The sequence below is a fragment of the Dellaglioa sp. CoH-56-MRSF-11 genome, assembly GCF_056782135.1.
Genome location: NZ_JBXAYE010000002.1, coordinates 112886 through 126898, shown reverse-complemented (window position 1 = coordinate 126898; position 14013 = coordinate 112886). Strand labels below are relative to the sequence as shown.

Genomic DNA, 14013 nt, shown 5'->3' with positions numbered 1-14013 from the left:
TTATTCTCCTTTTTCAACTTTTTCAATTTTTGCATATGCTTTACCATCTGTAAGGTGTAACACGACGTTATCATCTATATTCACTGAATTAATACTTTTAATAATTTTATCTTCCATAGATACGTAACTGTATCCTCGTCCCATAATCTTCAATGGACTTAATAAATCAAGCGCATTTATTTTTTCGCCAACCTGTTGTTTCTTTGTTTCAAGTAAGTAGGTCATTAATTGATGTAACTGTTTGTTTTGTTGTTTTACTTGATCTTGCAGTTGACTAACCAATTGTTGCGGATTTTGATAGCGCAACTGACCATTAGCTTGTTCAAATTGTTGTTTCTTAATTGTGATAATTTGTTTTGTTACTTGCATTAAGCGTTGTGCTAAATTGTCTAAGTTTTGAAGGTAACCCTCATATAACCGATTAGGTTGTTGAAAAACATATGATTGTTGAATCTTATCTAATTGTTGTCTTCTTAAACTTAAAATATTTTGTGTTACTTGTAATAGTCTCAATTTTAATTGATTAATCTTAATTAATTCATCGGCGTAAACAGGGACAGCTAATTCTGCTGCTGCTGTTGGCGTTGCTGCCCGAACATCGGCCACTAAATCAGCAATGGTTGTGTCTGTCTCATGTCCAACTGAAGAAATAATTGGAATCTGGCTAGCAAATATTTCCCTTGCAACAGATTCTTCATTAAATGGCCATAAATCTTCAATTGAGCCACCGCCTCGACCAATAATAATCGTGTCAAAATGGCCTAATTCGTTAATTTGTTTTAACCGCTTAACTAAATCATTAGCTGCTTTGTCACCTTGTACAATCGCAGGAAATAAAACTAATTGAGCAATCGGGTAACGTCTTTTAACGGTTGTCATAATATCTTTAATGACAGCCCCTGAAGGACTTGTAATCACAGCAATTCGTTTAGGATATTTAACCAATGCCTGTTTTGGTGCTGAAAATAATCCTTCAGCTTGTAGCTTATTTTTTAACTGCTCATAGGCTTGATATAACGCACCAACACCATCAGGTTCCATTCGCTCAATATATATTTGATAGTTACCTGTCGCTTCATATAAAGATATACGGCCCATAACTAAAACTTTCATGCCATCTTCTGGTTTAAATTTTATTTTATCAAAAGCTGAACGGAACATAATTGCGCTAATTTTAGCATGATCATCTTTTAAACTAAAATATTGATGCGCATTAGGTCGAGGTCTTAAATTTGAAATTTCGCCAGTTAAATAAACGGTCCCAAGATAAGGATCAGCATCAAATTTTTTCTTCAAATATGTTGTTAATGATGTAACTGATAAATAATTATCTTTATTCAATGCCAACACTCCGTTTTGTTAATTCAATTGTTTGTTCCATCAACATTGCAATCGTCATAGGTCCAACCCCTTTTGGTACTGGTGTCAGATATCCTGCAACCTCTGCAACTTCCTTATCGACATCTCCCGCTAACTTACCACTATCTAAGCGGTTCATCCCGACATCGATGACTACAGCACCTTGTTTCACATCGGTTTTTTTAATAAAGTTTGCTTGACCAATTGCAACGACTAAAATATCAGCCTGTTTAGTTATCTCTGATAAATTTTCCGTATGACTATGCGTTATCGTTACTGTTGCATTAGCGTTTAAAAGTAACGCCGCCATTGGTTTACCCACAATATTACTGCGGCCAACAACAACTGCATTTTTACCGTCTAAATCAATATTGTATGCGTTAAACATTCTCATAATTCCCAGTGGTGTACATGGAATTGCTAGTGGATCATTCATGGCTAATCGTCCAATATTTATCGGATGAAATCCATCAACATCTTTTTCTGGTTTAATAGCTTCGGTTATCTTTTTTTCATCAATTTGGTTCGGTAAAGGTAACTGTACTAATATGCCATTAATATCTGAATTATCATTATAGTCATTAATGAGATTTAGCAACTCTTTTTCTGATATCGTATCAGGTAATCTTTTAACAATCGATTTTATCCCAATAGATTCAGCAATTCGATGCTTATTCTTAACATATATTTTACTTGCTGGATTTTCTCCAACTACAATAACAGCTAATGTAGGAAAGACATTCTTTTTCTTTAAAGCTTCTATCTCAGATTTTAAATTATCCGTCGTTATTTGTGCCAATTTTTTACCATCAATTAATTTAGCCATAATTTAGCACCTCTATTCCATTTTTACTTCTTACATTTTATCATATTTAAGGTATTCATTTCTAAAAAAAAAGTGTCGCAAAAAATGCAACACTTCTCAATCATTATTATTCATTTGTTTTTTCAATATCAACAGGCATTTTTTCAACAACTGGATCTAACACACCATTAACAAATTTTCTTGATTCATCATCACTAAATTCTTTAGCAATTTCTAAAGCTTCATTCAATGCTACCTTAGCAGGAACATCATCTACGTATTTCATTTCGTAAATAGCTAATCTCAAAATAATTAAATCCGTATTGTTTAAGCGTGATAGTTTCCAGCGTGATGTTAGATTTTCTTCAATAACAGAATCTATCTCAGCTTGTTTATCACTAACACCTGAAACTAATGCTTCTAAATAAGGTGGAATTACAGCCGACTCTTCATCAGGAACTTCTAACAATTCACGATAAATAGCCTCTCTATCACCATCTGGGTTAGAATTTAACGCAAATAATGCTTGAAATGCTTTTTCGCGAATCGTATGTCTAGTTACTATTACACTCACTAATTTTCACCATCTTTTTCTGAAAATAAATCGTCAGTATCTATCTTATCGGCTTCCTTTTCAGGAATAACCCCTTCAACATGAACATTTACTTCAATAATTTCTAAACCTGTCATAAATAGTAATTGTTGTTTAATCTTTTCTTGCATCACTAATGCAACCTTAGGAACAGATACACCGTAATCAAGGTAAACAAAAACATCAATATTCAACTGGTCATCTGTTAAATCAAGTTTAACACCCTTACCCAGTGACTTTTTACGGCCAAATAATTCAGTTAAATTTTTAGCAATTGTCCCACGCATTGAGTAAACACCATCAATTTGGTTAGCAGCAATTCCAACAATAATTTCAATAACTTCAGGTGCAATCTTAATGTCACCCAAAGAAGGTTCAGTACTTTTTAAAACAATATTTGTTTCTTCAGCCATAAGTTTAACCTCCGTCGATTTATTGTGCTCTGGAAATATATGTGCCATCTTGTGTATTAATAATTAACATTTCATCTTCATTAACGAAGAATGGCACTTGTACAACTAATCCTGTTTCAAGAACAGCAGGTTTAGTTCCACCAGATTGTGTATTACCTTTAATACCCGCTTCAGTTGATGCTACTTTTAATTCAACTGTATTAGGAACGTCAACACCAAGTGTTTCAGTGCCAAACATAATAACATTAACAATTAAGTTTTCTTTCAAATAATTTAATTGTTCATGCACGCGTTCTTCTGGTAATTCTAATTGTTCATATGTATCCATATCCATAAATACATAGTTGTTACCATCAGCATAAAGATATTGCATTTTTTTATTATCAATTTGTGCTTTTTGAACTTTTTCACCAGCACGGAATGTTTTTTCTTGAGCAGCACCTGTACGGAGATTCTTTAGTTTTGATCGAACAAAAGCAGAACCTTTACCCGGTTTAACATGTTGAAATTCAACAACACGCCATAAATCACCATCAACTTCGATTGTAACACCATTTTTAAATTCATTAACGGACATCATAATATAATATTCCTCCTACTATCTCGTGTATCTCATAGTTCTAATAATAGCAATAATGGACATATAAAAGCAAGTTAAAGTCTATATTATCATTAATTTTTTAGAAGAATTCGTTAACATTTGATAGCCATTCTCAGTCACTAAAATATCATCCTCAATTCGAACCCCACTAAGGTTTGGTACATAAATCCCTGGTTCAATTGTAATGACGTCGCCTGCTTGCAAAACACTGTTTGAATCATCCAATTTAATATTAGGTAATTCATGAATTGATAGGCCAATTCCATGCCCAATCCCATGATTAAAATATTTACCATATCCTGCATCGGCGATTGTTTCATTAGCAACTCTAGCTAATTCACTTAATTTTATTCCCGGTTTAATTAATGAAATCACTCGTTCTTGTGTCGTTAAAACAGACTCGTAGATATGTTTTAATTCATCAGATATCGATCCCACGGCGATGGTCCTTGTGACATCAAATGTATAGTTCTCGTAATAATAGCCAAAATCTATCGTAATCAGATCCTGGTCTTGAATCTTTCGTTTTGAAACCGTTGCATGTGGCCATGTTGAATGAATACCGCTTGCTACAATTGTTTCAAAAGATTCACTCATAGTACCTAAATTTTTGATATAACTATCTAGCCGATTAGCAATTTCAATTTCTGTTTGACCAACTTCAATCGTCGACACAATATAATTGAAAGCTTCATCAGCTAATTTTCCTGCTTTTATTAATTTTATCTGCTCATCCTTATCTTTAACACGTCGTAATTCGTCAACAATATTAGTAAATGGCACCAAATCACTAACAAGGATTTCATCTAATTGATCATACTCTAAAAATGATATTGATGATTCAAATCCCATAACTGTTAATCCTTTTTCACTAATTATGTCAGATACAGCACCCAGATAATCACGCGTAAATTTTATTTCTAATTTTTTATCATGATTTTCTAGTGCCAATTCAAATCTTAGGTCAGTGATTAAAAATTGTTGTGTATCAGTAATTAACAATACACCATCACCTTCAAAACCACTTAAATAAAATATGTTTGTCGTATCCGTCACTAGAAATGCATCAATCGAGAGTTTCTCAAAAGTTGATTGTAATTGTTTAATTCTATCAAAATTCATTTAAACACTCCTTTTATGTACAAAAAAAGGAAATCTCTATCATAAAATGAAGAGGTTTCCTTTGAGTTATTATTATTCAGCTACAGGGTATACAGAGACTTGTTTCTTATCGCGGCCTTTACGTTCGAAGCGAACGATACCATCGACTTTAGCAAACAAAGTATCATCTCCACCTTTACCAACGTTAACACCAGGATAAATACGTGTTCCACGTTGACGATAAAGAATTGAACCACCTGTTACTTCTTGTCCGTCAGCTCTTTTTGAGCCTAAACGTCTACCGACAGAATCACGGCCATTAGAAGTAGAACCCCCACCTTTTTTATGTGAGAAAAATTGTAAATTCATTAACATAATCAATGCACCTCCTTGTTATAGTCTTATTATTTAAGTGTTAATTTAATGTAATCTTGATAGTTTTGCTCAATTGACTGTAGTCCTAAAACTAAACTTTCTAAAAATAACTGTCCTGTAGCATCGTTTAACTCAGATTCTGATAGTTTAACTTTCATTAATCCACCATTATCTTCATCCATCTCAACATCAGGATTAAGTTTAGCAAGTTCGGTCAAACTATTAACTGTATTGATAGTCAATACCGAAACCGCAGCACACACAATATCTTGACCATATTCACCAGAATCAGCATGCCCTGTTATTTCAAACGCATCGATGATTTTGGCATCTCTCCGAGAAATAACTGCACGTATCATACTAGTAGCCTACTTTCAAAATTATGCGTTAATAGCATCGATAACAACCTTAGTATATGGTTGACGATGACCTTGTTTTGTATGAGAATGTTTCTTAGGTTTGTATTTGAAAGTAACAACTTTCTTTTCACGGCCTTGTTTTTCAACAGTACCAGTTACTGTAGCACCTTTAACAAAAGGAGCACCAATAACGGTTTTTTCGCCACCAACTAAAACAATTTCATCAAATGTAACTTTTTCACCAGCTTCTGCTGATAATTTTTCAATGTAAATAGCTTCTCCGGCTTCAACTTTAAGTTGTTTGCCACCTGTTTTAATAATTGCGTACATGTGTATTACACCTCCTTATAGATTACTTAGACTCGCCGTAATTTAGTGATCAGATTTAGACAACCTGACGCTTAAAAACTTAAAACGTGCGGTTGCAGTTGTGGTGTTCACAAATACAACGTTATTATAATATCAAATGTAACTTCTTAAGTCAACGTTATCCATCATTTTCAACAAAAAAGTTTGTTAAATTGACTCCGTTACTTGTATCAACGCCAGTAATTTCTTTTAAAACCTTAGCAACGTAGTGCGGTGTGTAGATCATATCGTCTCGTAACCAACGTTTAATGAAGCCTAGGTGCGCTGATGCAACATAGGATACTTGTAACTCGTTTGGTATCTTAGATACTTCAAAATCGCCTGCTAACTGTTCTCTAAAGTTATTTAAGTAGATAACTAGTCTATCATATACTTTATCAGAAAAAGCGACATCTTCTTGACTATTTAAAAGTACGCCAAACATCATTGATTCATCTTGTAAGTAGTTAAACACCCGATTTAAACAACAAACTTCAACTGGTTTCGAATAAACGTACGCTTTATCTGGTGATTGTTTTGACATAATCATAATGTAATCAAAAAAGTCATCTAAAATTTCATCCATTGCCCGATTAATAAAATCTTGTTTGTCATGATAATGCAGATAGAATGTTCCTCGAGTGACATTTGCTTCCTGAGTAATCTTTTGAACGCTAATATTTTCAACTTTGTAATGTTTCATGAGTACAACTAATGATTTTTTTAAATTTTGTCTTGTTCTCTTTACCCGTGGATCATTAGAATCAACCATTTTTCAACCTCTTTATTCATAATTAAATAGTCTTTATCTCCATTTATGTCTATTACTTTCTTATTATAGAACATTTCATCAAAACTTTCATTCATGTTTTTGATAATTTATAAGAGTTCTACCAATTTCCATTGACAAGTACCAGTATTTTATCATATACTATTAAATGTTGTTATGACTCGGTAGCTCAGCTGGATAGAGCATCCGCCTTCTAAGCGGACGGTCGTGAGTTCGAATCTCACCCGAGTCATAGATATCCATTCTAGACCGATTTATAAAAATAGGAATGCCTTTAAACGGGCGTTCCTATTTTTTTATTTAGGTGAAAACAGACTATAAAGGATAGAATGCTCAAAACATTTGTTGCATATTTGTTGCATGGATATTTTTATCAATAAATCTACTAAAGTATTAAAATATCAGGCGATAAGAAAGCATTTTCTGTCGGTAAGGCTGTTGGCAACGCTTTATATTGTATTACTGGAAAACACGTTAAAAATATCAAGCAATTACTTAAGCTTTAGTAAATTGTTTGAAATAAAACTATTAAAAAATCCCCTAACCTGTTGGTAGCAAGTTAGAGGGTATAAATATATTAACAAATAATTTTATCATATTTCTAGGAGTAGAGATATAGATTTCGGAGGAAATATATTCATGAGTACTACATTTACAATTATTTTTCTTATTGGTTTAGTTGTTTTTTTTACAGGTGTAACTTGGTTTATTGTAGCTTGGGGTAATAAAGCTTCTAATTTAATACCACTAATTTTATTGATTGCCGGTTTAGGCATATCAATTATTTCTTTTAGCGTGATGTCGGTAACATCTGATAAAGATTCGTCAGCGCGTTCATCGTCTAATTTTAGATCGTCAAGTGCTAGTGACTCGTCAGAATCAGATGATGATTCTAGTTATGATGACGATGATGATTCATATGTTGACGATGAATCTGAATCTGATTCAGAATCTGACGATGAGTCATACACTGATGATGAATCCGATTCAGAATCTACTTCATCTTTTGGCGATTCTGTAGATTTAACTGACGACTCAAAGATAACCGTTGACTCTGCTGAAAAAGAAACGTCAGTTCCTTTAAATGATGTTAAATCCGGTGATACACAAGTTGCTGTTAAAGTAACCGTTCAAAATAATGGTACAGGTCCACTAGATTTCAATGGTCAAAAGTTTGACGTCTATGATAGTGATGATACTATTGGGGAATTTAATTCAGAGACTTACTCTGGTAATATTCCAAATTCAATAGCTGCCGGAAAAAAAGCTGTAATGACATTATACTTTACAACTTCTAATGCTGGTCCGTTCTCTGTCACTTACGGGGACTCAACTTGGGAATAAATATTTAACTAATTTTAACGAGTGTATAGATACTTCAAGCAGGTGCAACTCCTGCTGCTCGTTTTTGTTTATCTACGTGCATAGGAATCACGTTAAAAGCTAAAAAGGAGAATATTATCATGAAAGTTTTTAATGTTAGTTTAGTTGTTAATGAAAATTGTATTACAGAATATGAACATTTTATTGATCCTCTAGTGACGCAATCAAAAAAAGAATCTGGTAATATTTCATACAATCATTTTAAACAATTAGGTGCCAACAATCGTTATGCAATAATTGAGCATTGGCAAGACCAAGACGCAGTTAACTTCCACAATGAAACAACTTATTTTAAAGAATTTTTAGCAGGCATCAATCAATTTGTAACTGAAGAATTACAAGTTATTGTAATGGACGCCTAACTACCCTTTCGACCACCAGTTAAGCTGGCTATGAGTGCAAGGCTCATTGGTCGTATTGCTACAAAATTTTAAAAATTTAAGGAGATTTAATTTATGGGAGCTACTTCAATTTCAGCCAGACACGCAAATACAACTCGTATAAAGGAAAAGTTGGTACCGTTTCTAAAAACCTGATTAATCGCCGTTTCTTTTCGGACCGACCTTATCAAAAACTAGCAACAGATGTTACAGAAGTCCGTTGGGGTGACGAAACAATCGATGAACGGGCCCATTTCACCTGTATTTATGATCTGTTTTCAGGCAAAATTCTAAGTCATCAGATTAGTAAACATCCAACAGTTAAATTTACAACAAAGGTTTTGAAACAAGCAATTGCAAAAATCCCAAAAGATTTAAATTATCGAACGACGATTCATTCTGACCAAGGATTCCAATATCAACACAAAAATTGGGTTACTATTCTCAAAAAATATCGTATTTTTCAGAGTATGTCACGTAAAGCAACATGTTTAGATAACGCTGCCATGGAAAGCTTTTTCCATATTATGAAAGCTGAAGCTTTCTATCAAAAAGAAACCGATACATATGAAACACTAGTTTCACAAGTACCGGTTTGGATAAATGACTATAATTTTTCACGAATTAAAATAAAATTGGGTTGTAAAAGCCCGGTTGAACACCGAATTTTTATAACCCAGAATGCTGCATAAAGCTTCGTCCAATATTTAGGGTTCACTTCATTTTATTATTTTTTATTATTGACTCAGCTTCTTCTTCTCCAGCCTCTATAGCCTTTTTTTGAGTATCTCGGATGATGTCTAAAATAAGCCCAAAAATATTCAAAGACGCCGTAAATACTAAAATTAAAACTATTCCTTTCAAATACAAAATTACTTCAAAATCAATAAAGGTTTCAAATGATATTAACATAGTACTAATTGATATTCCAACTATGGTTAGCCATAAAAATGAAGTCCACATAAATGGTGTGAATATTTCAACAAATACGTTTTTTAATTGAGTATCTGTTTTAGAAACTAAATATATGTGTCCTAAATTATCTATATCAAAGATACTTTTAACCGCAACAAATAATGCGAATGTAAAAGATAATCCGGTAACAGAAATACCCAATAAGCTTGAAACTTCATAATTAACATTAATAATATCCGGAAAAAATAAATATATTATTGTAAATATTACATTTATCGAAATTCCAATTTTAGAGTATATATTGCATATAGTTGCTCGTTTTGAAGTCCATAATGCTCTCATCAATGATTTATTATCTACCATACTATCACCTATTTATGAAAATTTTTATTAACTATTACAGGTACAATTTTCATTATACTCATTGCCCTATGTTTTATCGATTTAAGGTATCCTCGCTTAGCATCTTCACCCAATTGTTTACTTAACTCTACTGTATTTACTTTTTCTCCTCTAGGGGCACTATATATTTTTTTCACATCTTCAGCATTTATACGTTTTCGACTAGCAAGGTCCCTATCTTCAACTTGCTGGGCACCATTAGGATAGACAAGATGTACTGTTACTCTTGCATAATCTTGCTTAATGCTAACGCTATCTTGAACTGCATTAACTGATACAGCACCCATATTGGTATTTTCTGCTGTATTTATAAATGATTCTATTCTTTCAGACATACTAATAGCTTCTTTCAAACTTTTGTCATTAGTAGAAATTAAAATTTTTTCAGTTTCCAATTCATAAAAAAAATTCACTCCAGCATTTATATATTCTTTATCCTGAATATACCGTATTATTTTTCTAGCCTCTAGCATCATTTTACGACCATGTCCGTAACGTCCGTACCCTTTTAAGTTGCCTATTATATCATCTTCTAAAACATCATCTAATGATTCTTTTAAAAATGGATATTTTTTAAGTAATTTGTCCATTTTTGTTCTCATTTCAACTTTTGTAACGCCCAAAAATTCTTTTGTCCATAAAATGCCCGAATTTTTTTCATAGTTTTCTATAACAGCAAAATATTCCTCTTCTATTTTTTTAGATTGAGCAACAAATTCTGTATATTCTATAGATTTGGATAATTCTTCTTTAACATCAGTATCCTTAAAAATAAAATTTAAATATGTTCCCCTTTCAAATCCATTAGGTATTCCAAAACTATTAGTTAGATCATCCTTTATTACATTATGTTTAAGCTGTTTCCAACCTTCTGATTTTCTTTCAACGTAAGTTCTAATTATATTTGGTGCTAAATTTAATTTAAATACATAATAATTGTCCAAATAGTTACTCCTCCAAATAATTTATACTCGCTCTATTATTAAACAATAAAAAAGACAGGTAAACAATACCTTTCTCATGTGTGTATAAATATTTGGATTAGAGATTAATAACTGATATCAAAATATCATATTACTAATATAACAGATTAATCACTTCAATTTGTTCACTAAATGTTCACTTTTTGAAATCATGTAAGTCTTCAATTAAGAATGAATCAGCAAACTGTAAGCATGCTCGATTCTTGTAAAAACTGTATCTCGTCTTTTCATATCCTAAATCATCCATTTCAATATCATTTTATTTATTATCTTCTGCAATATAGACATCTATTAATATTTTTCTACTAATAGTGTCACAACTCTTTAAAGCTACTAGAACATTATTAATAACTTGCTCAGCATAGATACGTTTAGTTATGGTCTCTTCGTGTTGATTGTTCCCTGAGGTACTTTTTAGGCATATCCATGATAATTGGCGACTTAATTCCGCTAATATCCTTCTGACTATATCTCTGCATTTTTGGTAACCATACTTTAAAAAAACGTTTAACCTTATTAATTGTAGATTTTTCATTGACTTGTGGGAATAGTTCGTTAAATGAAGATATAGCATTTCCCCCTTTACGTTTGTTATAATCATTGCCAGTCAGAGTAATAGTTGTATGTATAAGTCACCTTACTAAGTGGGTTTTATGTTATCTAAATCATTAATGAAACTCAAGTAGTGTAATTTCTCTGATTACTTCATTCTTCTCCTAAATGGTCAACTCATGAATAGTATCAATAACTGCGCTACCTTTATAAGAAAAATTATTGTTAAATTTGATAATCATCTGAGGAACGTCATTCTGATTAGAGCAACGCATTAACTCATCCCTGTAAATTTTTTTGATACGTAGTCATCTGTTAACAGAAACTATTAGTCCTATAGTTTCTACTGAATGTACCACTATTTAAATATCATTTATTCAACATTCTATAGCTTTGCTATTCAGATCCAGCAATTTCATAAATAGTCAGTATTAGTTAAAAACAAAATACTGAGTTTACAATAACAGTTCTGAATTAGTAAGATATTAACCTAAACAAATACCTAGCCTTCATTTAAATAATTAATTTATCACCCAAGAAAATTTTGATGCATTTTAATAATAAAAATCATCCACAAGTTTATTTTCACCAACACCAAACATTTTTACCTACTCCCAGTTGTTATAATTTGTAGAATAACTGATAATTAGTTATTATAGAGAGGCATAAAAAAGTTTGGAGGAATTAGAATGAAATTATTAAATGATAGCACTCTAGAAAAAATCGGGAAGTTTGCAAGTATTTTATCTATCTTAATGTATGTCTCATACATCCCACAAATCATTTCCAACCTTAATGGTAGCCAGGGTAATCCTGTTCAGCCCTTGGTTGCCTGTATTAATTGCATATTTTGGACTGTCTATGGCGTATGTGGTAAAAATAAAGACTGGCCTATATTCTTTGCAAACGTACCGGGTATCTTTCTAGGCGCCATCGCTTTCTTCACTGCCTTATAAAATATCATATACATAAAATAGAATACTTACGTGCAGATAGGGAATCACGTTAAAAGCTCCATACGGGGGAATTCTTCATGAAACTAAAAATTAACACTGCAGCAGGTACTTTCGATATCATAAATACTATATTAGTAGCCTTTTCTTGGCTTATCGTTATTTTAACTGGTATCAATAAATCTACTGTAACATCACACGCTGTCTCTGGAACATCAACCTTAACTAGCGGTACAGCTATTTTCTTTTATATTATGCTAGGAATTGGCCTTATTCTTCACATTGTTGCACTTGTTCAATCAAGAAAAGCTGATATCTCTATTACTGGCCATGTTCTTGGTATTATTGGTTGCGGTTTATTTCTTTTATCAATGGTTTTTGCCCTTCCTACATTTATTTTATTAATCATTGCAGCAGTTTTCACACTCAAACAAGCTCCTGCTAAGCACTAATAAACAAAATTTAACATAAATTTCTAACGAGCGTATAGATACTTTTAGTAGGTGCGATTCCTACTGCTCGCTTTGCACCATAAAAATATTGGGGGATTTAAAATGAAAAAATTTATTAGCTTACTAGGGGTTCTAAGCGTATCAATGCTACTATTGTCTGCTTGCGAATATAGTTATAATTCTGATTCCAGTTCTAACAAAAATAGCTCTTCTTCTCAACAGTCGTCTGCATCATCCAACACAAAGGCCTCATCTTCTAAGGCCAAAGATTCTTCTAAAGAATCTTCATCATCTACTAAGAAGACATCTTCTTCTGAGAGCTTTGATATTAATGATAGTACTTCGTCTGCTAAAGACGTTCATATTCATGAATCTGAAGATGGTGCTGATTTTAATTTTGATACTGGTTCTTGATTTTTTACTTAAGTTAATTTTAAAAGAGATTAGTCTCATTCAAATAAAAACTGTTATTCAGTTATTAACACAAAAAAGCCTTCAATATTGGACAAAAATCCAATGTCGAAGGCTTTTCTTTATTAAAATTTAAAATACGAATTATTAATGATTCCTTATTTACGACGCTCAGTTGTAAATTAATTACTAATAATACGATACCAAGCTCTTAAAATTCAGTAACCTGCTTAAATTTTTGTCCAATATTATTGGTTAGCTCCAATTTAAGACTGTTTTAATTAATAATTATTTTCTTGTCTTTCAATATTTTCCATATTTTTTTTAACAAATTCATTTTCAATATCATTCCAAGACAATTTTAAATCAACTAACCCGAATTTAATAAAAAGATGCCAAGCATGTTTAAAATCTTCTAATTTATGACTAAATAAACTTTTAGAAATCATTAATTTTAACGATAAAAAGACTTTATTCAATGACATTGTCATAGGCTTTTTTGCAAAATCATCCATCTCTTCGTCACTAATTAATAATAAATAGGTCCATTTATTTTGATTGGCAATATTAAAAAAGAAACTCATTGCATCAACATATTCTGAGAGTACTGTCTCTTCATGCGTTTTGCCTTTTTCCATTTTTTGTCCACGATTTTCTTTCCAGACTTTAAACCATTCAACCGTGTTGGCTAATTCTGATAGTTCAACATCCAAGCTCACATAGGCGTTAAACAATCTCTCTTCAGGACTCCATCTAATTTTTTTATCTTGAATAACATCCCGATCAAAGCTTCGTTCCATTTGGATCATATCTGTTAAGTTCACTAAATTTTCCTCCAA

18 protein-coding genes, 1 tRNA gene, 1 pseudogene and 1 other annotated feature are annotated in these 14013 nt (G+C 32.1%); of the genes and pseudogenes, 7 read left to right on the top strand and 13 right to left on the bottom strand.

The features are described from left to right. The 10 genes from xseA to AC1RPT_RS02515 all read right to left on the bottom strand — a co-directional run bounded on the left by xseA (nucleotide 1) and on the right by AC1RPT_RS02515 (nucleotide 6725). The gene (xseA, locus tag AC1RPT_RS02560) at nucleotides 1-1341 is read right to left on the bottom strand and encodes an exodeoxyribonuclease VII large subunit (protein ID WP_481761245.1); all 1341 of its coding nucleotides are present in this window, start codon (nucleotides 1339-1341) and stop codon (nucleotides 1-3) included. Next, nucleotides 1334-2185, bottom strand: coding sequence for a bifunctional methylenetetrahydrofolate dehydrogenase/methenyltetrahydrofolate cyclohydrolase FolD (folD, locus tag AC1RPT_RS02555; RefSeq protein WP_481761244.1), 852 nt, complete (start codon nucleotides 2183-2185; stop codon nucleotides 1334-1336). Before folD ends, xseA begins: the two co-directional genes overlap by 8 nt. 106 nt (nucleotides 2186-2291) lie before the next feature. Further along, nucleotides 2292-2729 (bottom strand): transcription antitermination factor NusB, encoded by a 438-nt coding sequence (gene nusB, locus AC1RPT_RS02550; protein ID WP_409022798.1) that lies wholly within the window; start codon nucleotides 2727-2729, stop codon nucleotides 2292-2294. Between the two features lie 8 nt (nucleotides 2730-2737). After that, nucleotides 2738-3169: an Asp23/Gls24 family envelope stress response protein gene (locus tag AC1RPT_RS02545; protein WP_409022630.1), complete on the bottom strand. Its 432-nt coding sequence runs from the start codon at nucleotides 3167-3169 to the stop codon at nucleotides 2738-2740. Between the two features lie 19 nt (nucleotides 3170-3188). Beyond that, nucleotides 3189-3749, bottom strand: coding sequence for an elongation factor P (gene efp / locus AC1RPT_RS02540; protein WP_409022631.1), 561 nt, complete (start codon nucleotides 3747-3749; stop codon nucleotides 3189-3191). Between the two features lie 81 nt (nucleotides 3750-3830). Beyond that, nucleotides 3831-4892, bottom strand: a complete 1062-nt coding sequence (locus AC1RPT_RS02535; RefSeq protein ID WP_481761243.1) for a M24 family metallopeptidase — start codon at nucleotides 4890-4892, stop codon at nucleotides 3831-3833. A gap of 72 nt (nucleotides 4893-4964) precedes the next feature. Continuing rightward, on the bottom strand, nucleotides 4965-5252 hold the full coding sequence (gene rpmA / locus AC1RPT_RS02530) for a 50S ribosomal protein L27 (protein WP_083478911.1): 288 nt from the start codon (nucleotides 5250-5252) through the stop codon (nucleotides 4965-4967). A gap of 23 nt (nucleotides 5253-5275) precedes the next feature. Continuing rightward, nucleotides 5276-5605, bottom strand: coding sequence for a ribosomal-processing cysteine protease Prp (locus tag AC1RPT_RS02525; RefSeq protein ID WP_409022633.1), 330 nt, complete (start codon nucleotides 5603-5605; stop codon nucleotides 5276-5278). Nucleotides 5606-5626: 21 nt separating this feature from the next. Further along, a complete protein-coding gene (gene rplU, locus AC1RPT_RS02520; RefSeq protein ID WP_409022634.1) occupies nucleotides 5627-5935 on the bottom strand; it encodes a 50S ribosomal protein L21 in 309 nt (102 codons plus the stop codon). Nucleotides 5936-5953: 18 nt separating this feature from the next. After that, nucleotides 5954-6039, bottom strand: a sequence feature (ribosomal protein L21 leader region). Nucleotides 6040-6092: 53 nt separating this feature from the next. Then, entirely contained in the window at nucleotides 6093-6725 is a 633-nt protein-coding gene (locus AC1RPT_RS02515) for a TetR/AcrR family transcriptional regulator (RefSeq protein ID WP_409022635.1), read from the bottom strand. 176 nt (nucleotides 6726-6901) lie between these two features. Here AC1RPT_RS02515 and AC1RPT_RS02510 point away from each other — a divergent pair. From AC1RPT_RS02510 to AC1RPT_RS02495, 4 genes and pseudogenes are all read left to right on the top strand, one after another. Continuing rightward, nucleotides 6902-6975, top strand: a tRNA-Arg gene (locus AC1RPT_RS02510). Nucleotides 6976-7382: 407 nt separating this feature from the next. Next, nucleotides 7383-8087, top strand: a complete 705-nt coding sequence (locus AC1RPT_RS02505) for a DUF4352 domain-containing protein (protein ID WP_481761242.1) — start codon at nucleotides 7383-7385, stop codon at nucleotides 8085-8087. A 119-nt stretch (nucleotides 8088-8206) separates the two neighbouring features. Continuing rightward, nucleotides 8207-8488 (top strand): putative quinol monooxygenase, encoded by a 282-nt coding sequence (locus AC1RPT_RS02500; RefSeq protein WP_481761241.1) that lies wholly within the window; start codon nucleotides 8207-8209, stop codon nucleotides 8486-8488. A gap of 116 nt (nucleotides 8489-8604) precedes the next feature. Next, nucleotides 8605-9198 (top strand): annotated as a pseudogene (locus AC1RPT_RS02495) (IS3 family transposase); the annotation flags it as partial. Between the two features lie 22 nt (nucleotides 9199-9220). Here the strand turns inward: AC1RPT_RS02495 and AC1RPT_RS02490 are convergent. Beyond that, complete coding sequence (locus tag AC1RPT_RS02490; RefSeq protein WP_481761240.1) at nucleotides 9221-9784, bottom strand: hypothetical protein; 564 nt, start codon at nucleotides 9782-9784, stop codon at nucleotides 9221-9223. Between the two features lie 8 nt (nucleotides 9785-9792). Further along, a complete protein-coding gene (locus AC1RPT_RS02485) occupies nucleotides 9793-10767 on the bottom strand; it encodes a hypothetical protein (RefSeq protein WP_481761239.1) in 975 nt (324 codons plus the stop codon). Nucleotides 10768-12047: 1280 nt separating this feature from the next. Between AC1RPT_RS02485 and AC1RPT_RS02480 the strand changes: the two genes are divergently transcribed. The 3 genes from AC1RPT_RS02480 (at nucleotide 12048) to AC1RPT_RS02470 (ending at nucleotide 13177) form a co-directional block, all read left to right on the top strand. Continuing rightward, nucleotides 12048-12314, top strand: a complete 267-nt coding sequence (locus AC1RPT_RS02480; RefSeq protein WP_481761237.1) for a SemiSWEET family transporter — start codon at nucleotides 12048-12050, stop codon at nucleotides 12312-12314. A gap of 77 nt (nucleotides 12315-12391) precedes the next feature. Further along, nucleotides 12392-12763 (top strand): transporter, encoded by a 372-nt coding sequence (locus AC1RPT_RS02475; RefSeq protein ID WP_409022645.1) that lies wholly within the window; start codon nucleotides 12392-12394, stop codon nucleotides 12761-12763. Between the two features lie 144 nt (nucleotides 12764-12907). Beyond that, a complete protein-coding gene (locus AC1RPT_RS02470) occupies nucleotides 12908-13177 on the top strand; it encodes a hypothetical protein (RefSeq protein WP_481762174.1) in 270 nt (89 codons plus the stop codon). Nucleotides 13178-13455: 278 nt separating this feature from the next. On the opposite strand, the gene AC1RPT_RS02465 is transcribed toward AC1RPT_RS02470, so the two are convergent. Continuing rightward, nucleotides 13456-13998, bottom strand: a complete 543-nt coding sequence (locus tag AC1RPT_RS02465) for a dUTP diphosphatase (protein ID WP_481761235.1) — start codon at nucleotides 13996-13998, stop codon at nucleotides 13456-13458. Between the last annotated feature and the right edge of the window lie 15 nt (nucleotides 13999-14013).

Coding starts and splice junctions, on each gene's coding strand:
- folD (WP_481761244.1), bottom strand. CDS start 2,185: ATGGCTAAATTAATTGATGGTAAAAAATTGGCACAAATAACGACGGAT.
- AC1RPT_RS02545 (WP_409022630.1), bottom strand. CDS start 3,169: ATGGCTGAAGAAACAAATATTGTTTTAAAAAGTACTGAACCTTCTTTG.
- efp (WP_409022631.1), bottom strand. CDS start 3,749: ATGATGTCCGTTAATGAATTTAAAAATGGTGTTACAATCGAAGTTGAT.
- AC1RPT_RS02535 (WP_481761243.1), bottom strand. CDS start 4,892: ATGAATTTTGATAGAATTAAACAATTACAATCAACTTTTGAGAAACTC.
- AC1RPT_RS02525 (WP_409022633.1), bottom strand. CDS start 5,605: ATGATACGTGCAGTTATTTCTCGGAGAGATGCCAAAATCATCGATGCG.
- rplU (WP_409022634.1), bottom strand. CDS start 5,935: ATGTACGCAATTATTAAAACAGGTGGCAAACAACTTAAAGTTGAAGCC.
- AC1RPT_RS02515 (WP_409022635.1), bottom strand. CDS start 6,725: ATGGTTGATTCTAATGATCCACGGGTAAAGAGAACAAGACAAAATTTA.
- AC1RPT_RS02505 (WP_481761242.1), top strand. CDS start 7,383: ATGAGTACTACATTTACAATTATTTTTCTTATTGGTTTAGTTGTTTTT.
- AC1RPT_RS02500 (WP_481761241.1), top strand. CDS start 8,207: ATGAAAGTTTTTAATGTTAGTTTAGTTGTTAATGAAAATTGTATTACA.
- AC1RPT_RS02490 (WP_481761240.1), bottom strand. CDS start 9,784: ATGGTAGATAATAAATCATTGATGAGAGCATTATGGACTTCAAAACGA.
- AC1RPT_RS02480 (WP_481761237.1), top strand. CDS start 12,048: ATGAAATTATTAAATGATAGCACTCTAGAAAAAATCGGGAAGTTTGCA.
- AC1RPT_RS02475 (WP_409022645.1), top strand. CDS start 12,392: ATGAAACTAAAAATTAACACTGCAGCAGGTACTTTCGATATCATAAAT.
- AC1RPT_RS02470 (WP_481762174.1), top strand. CDS start 12,908: ATGCTACTATTGTCTGCTTGCGAATATAGTTATAATTCTGATTCCAGT.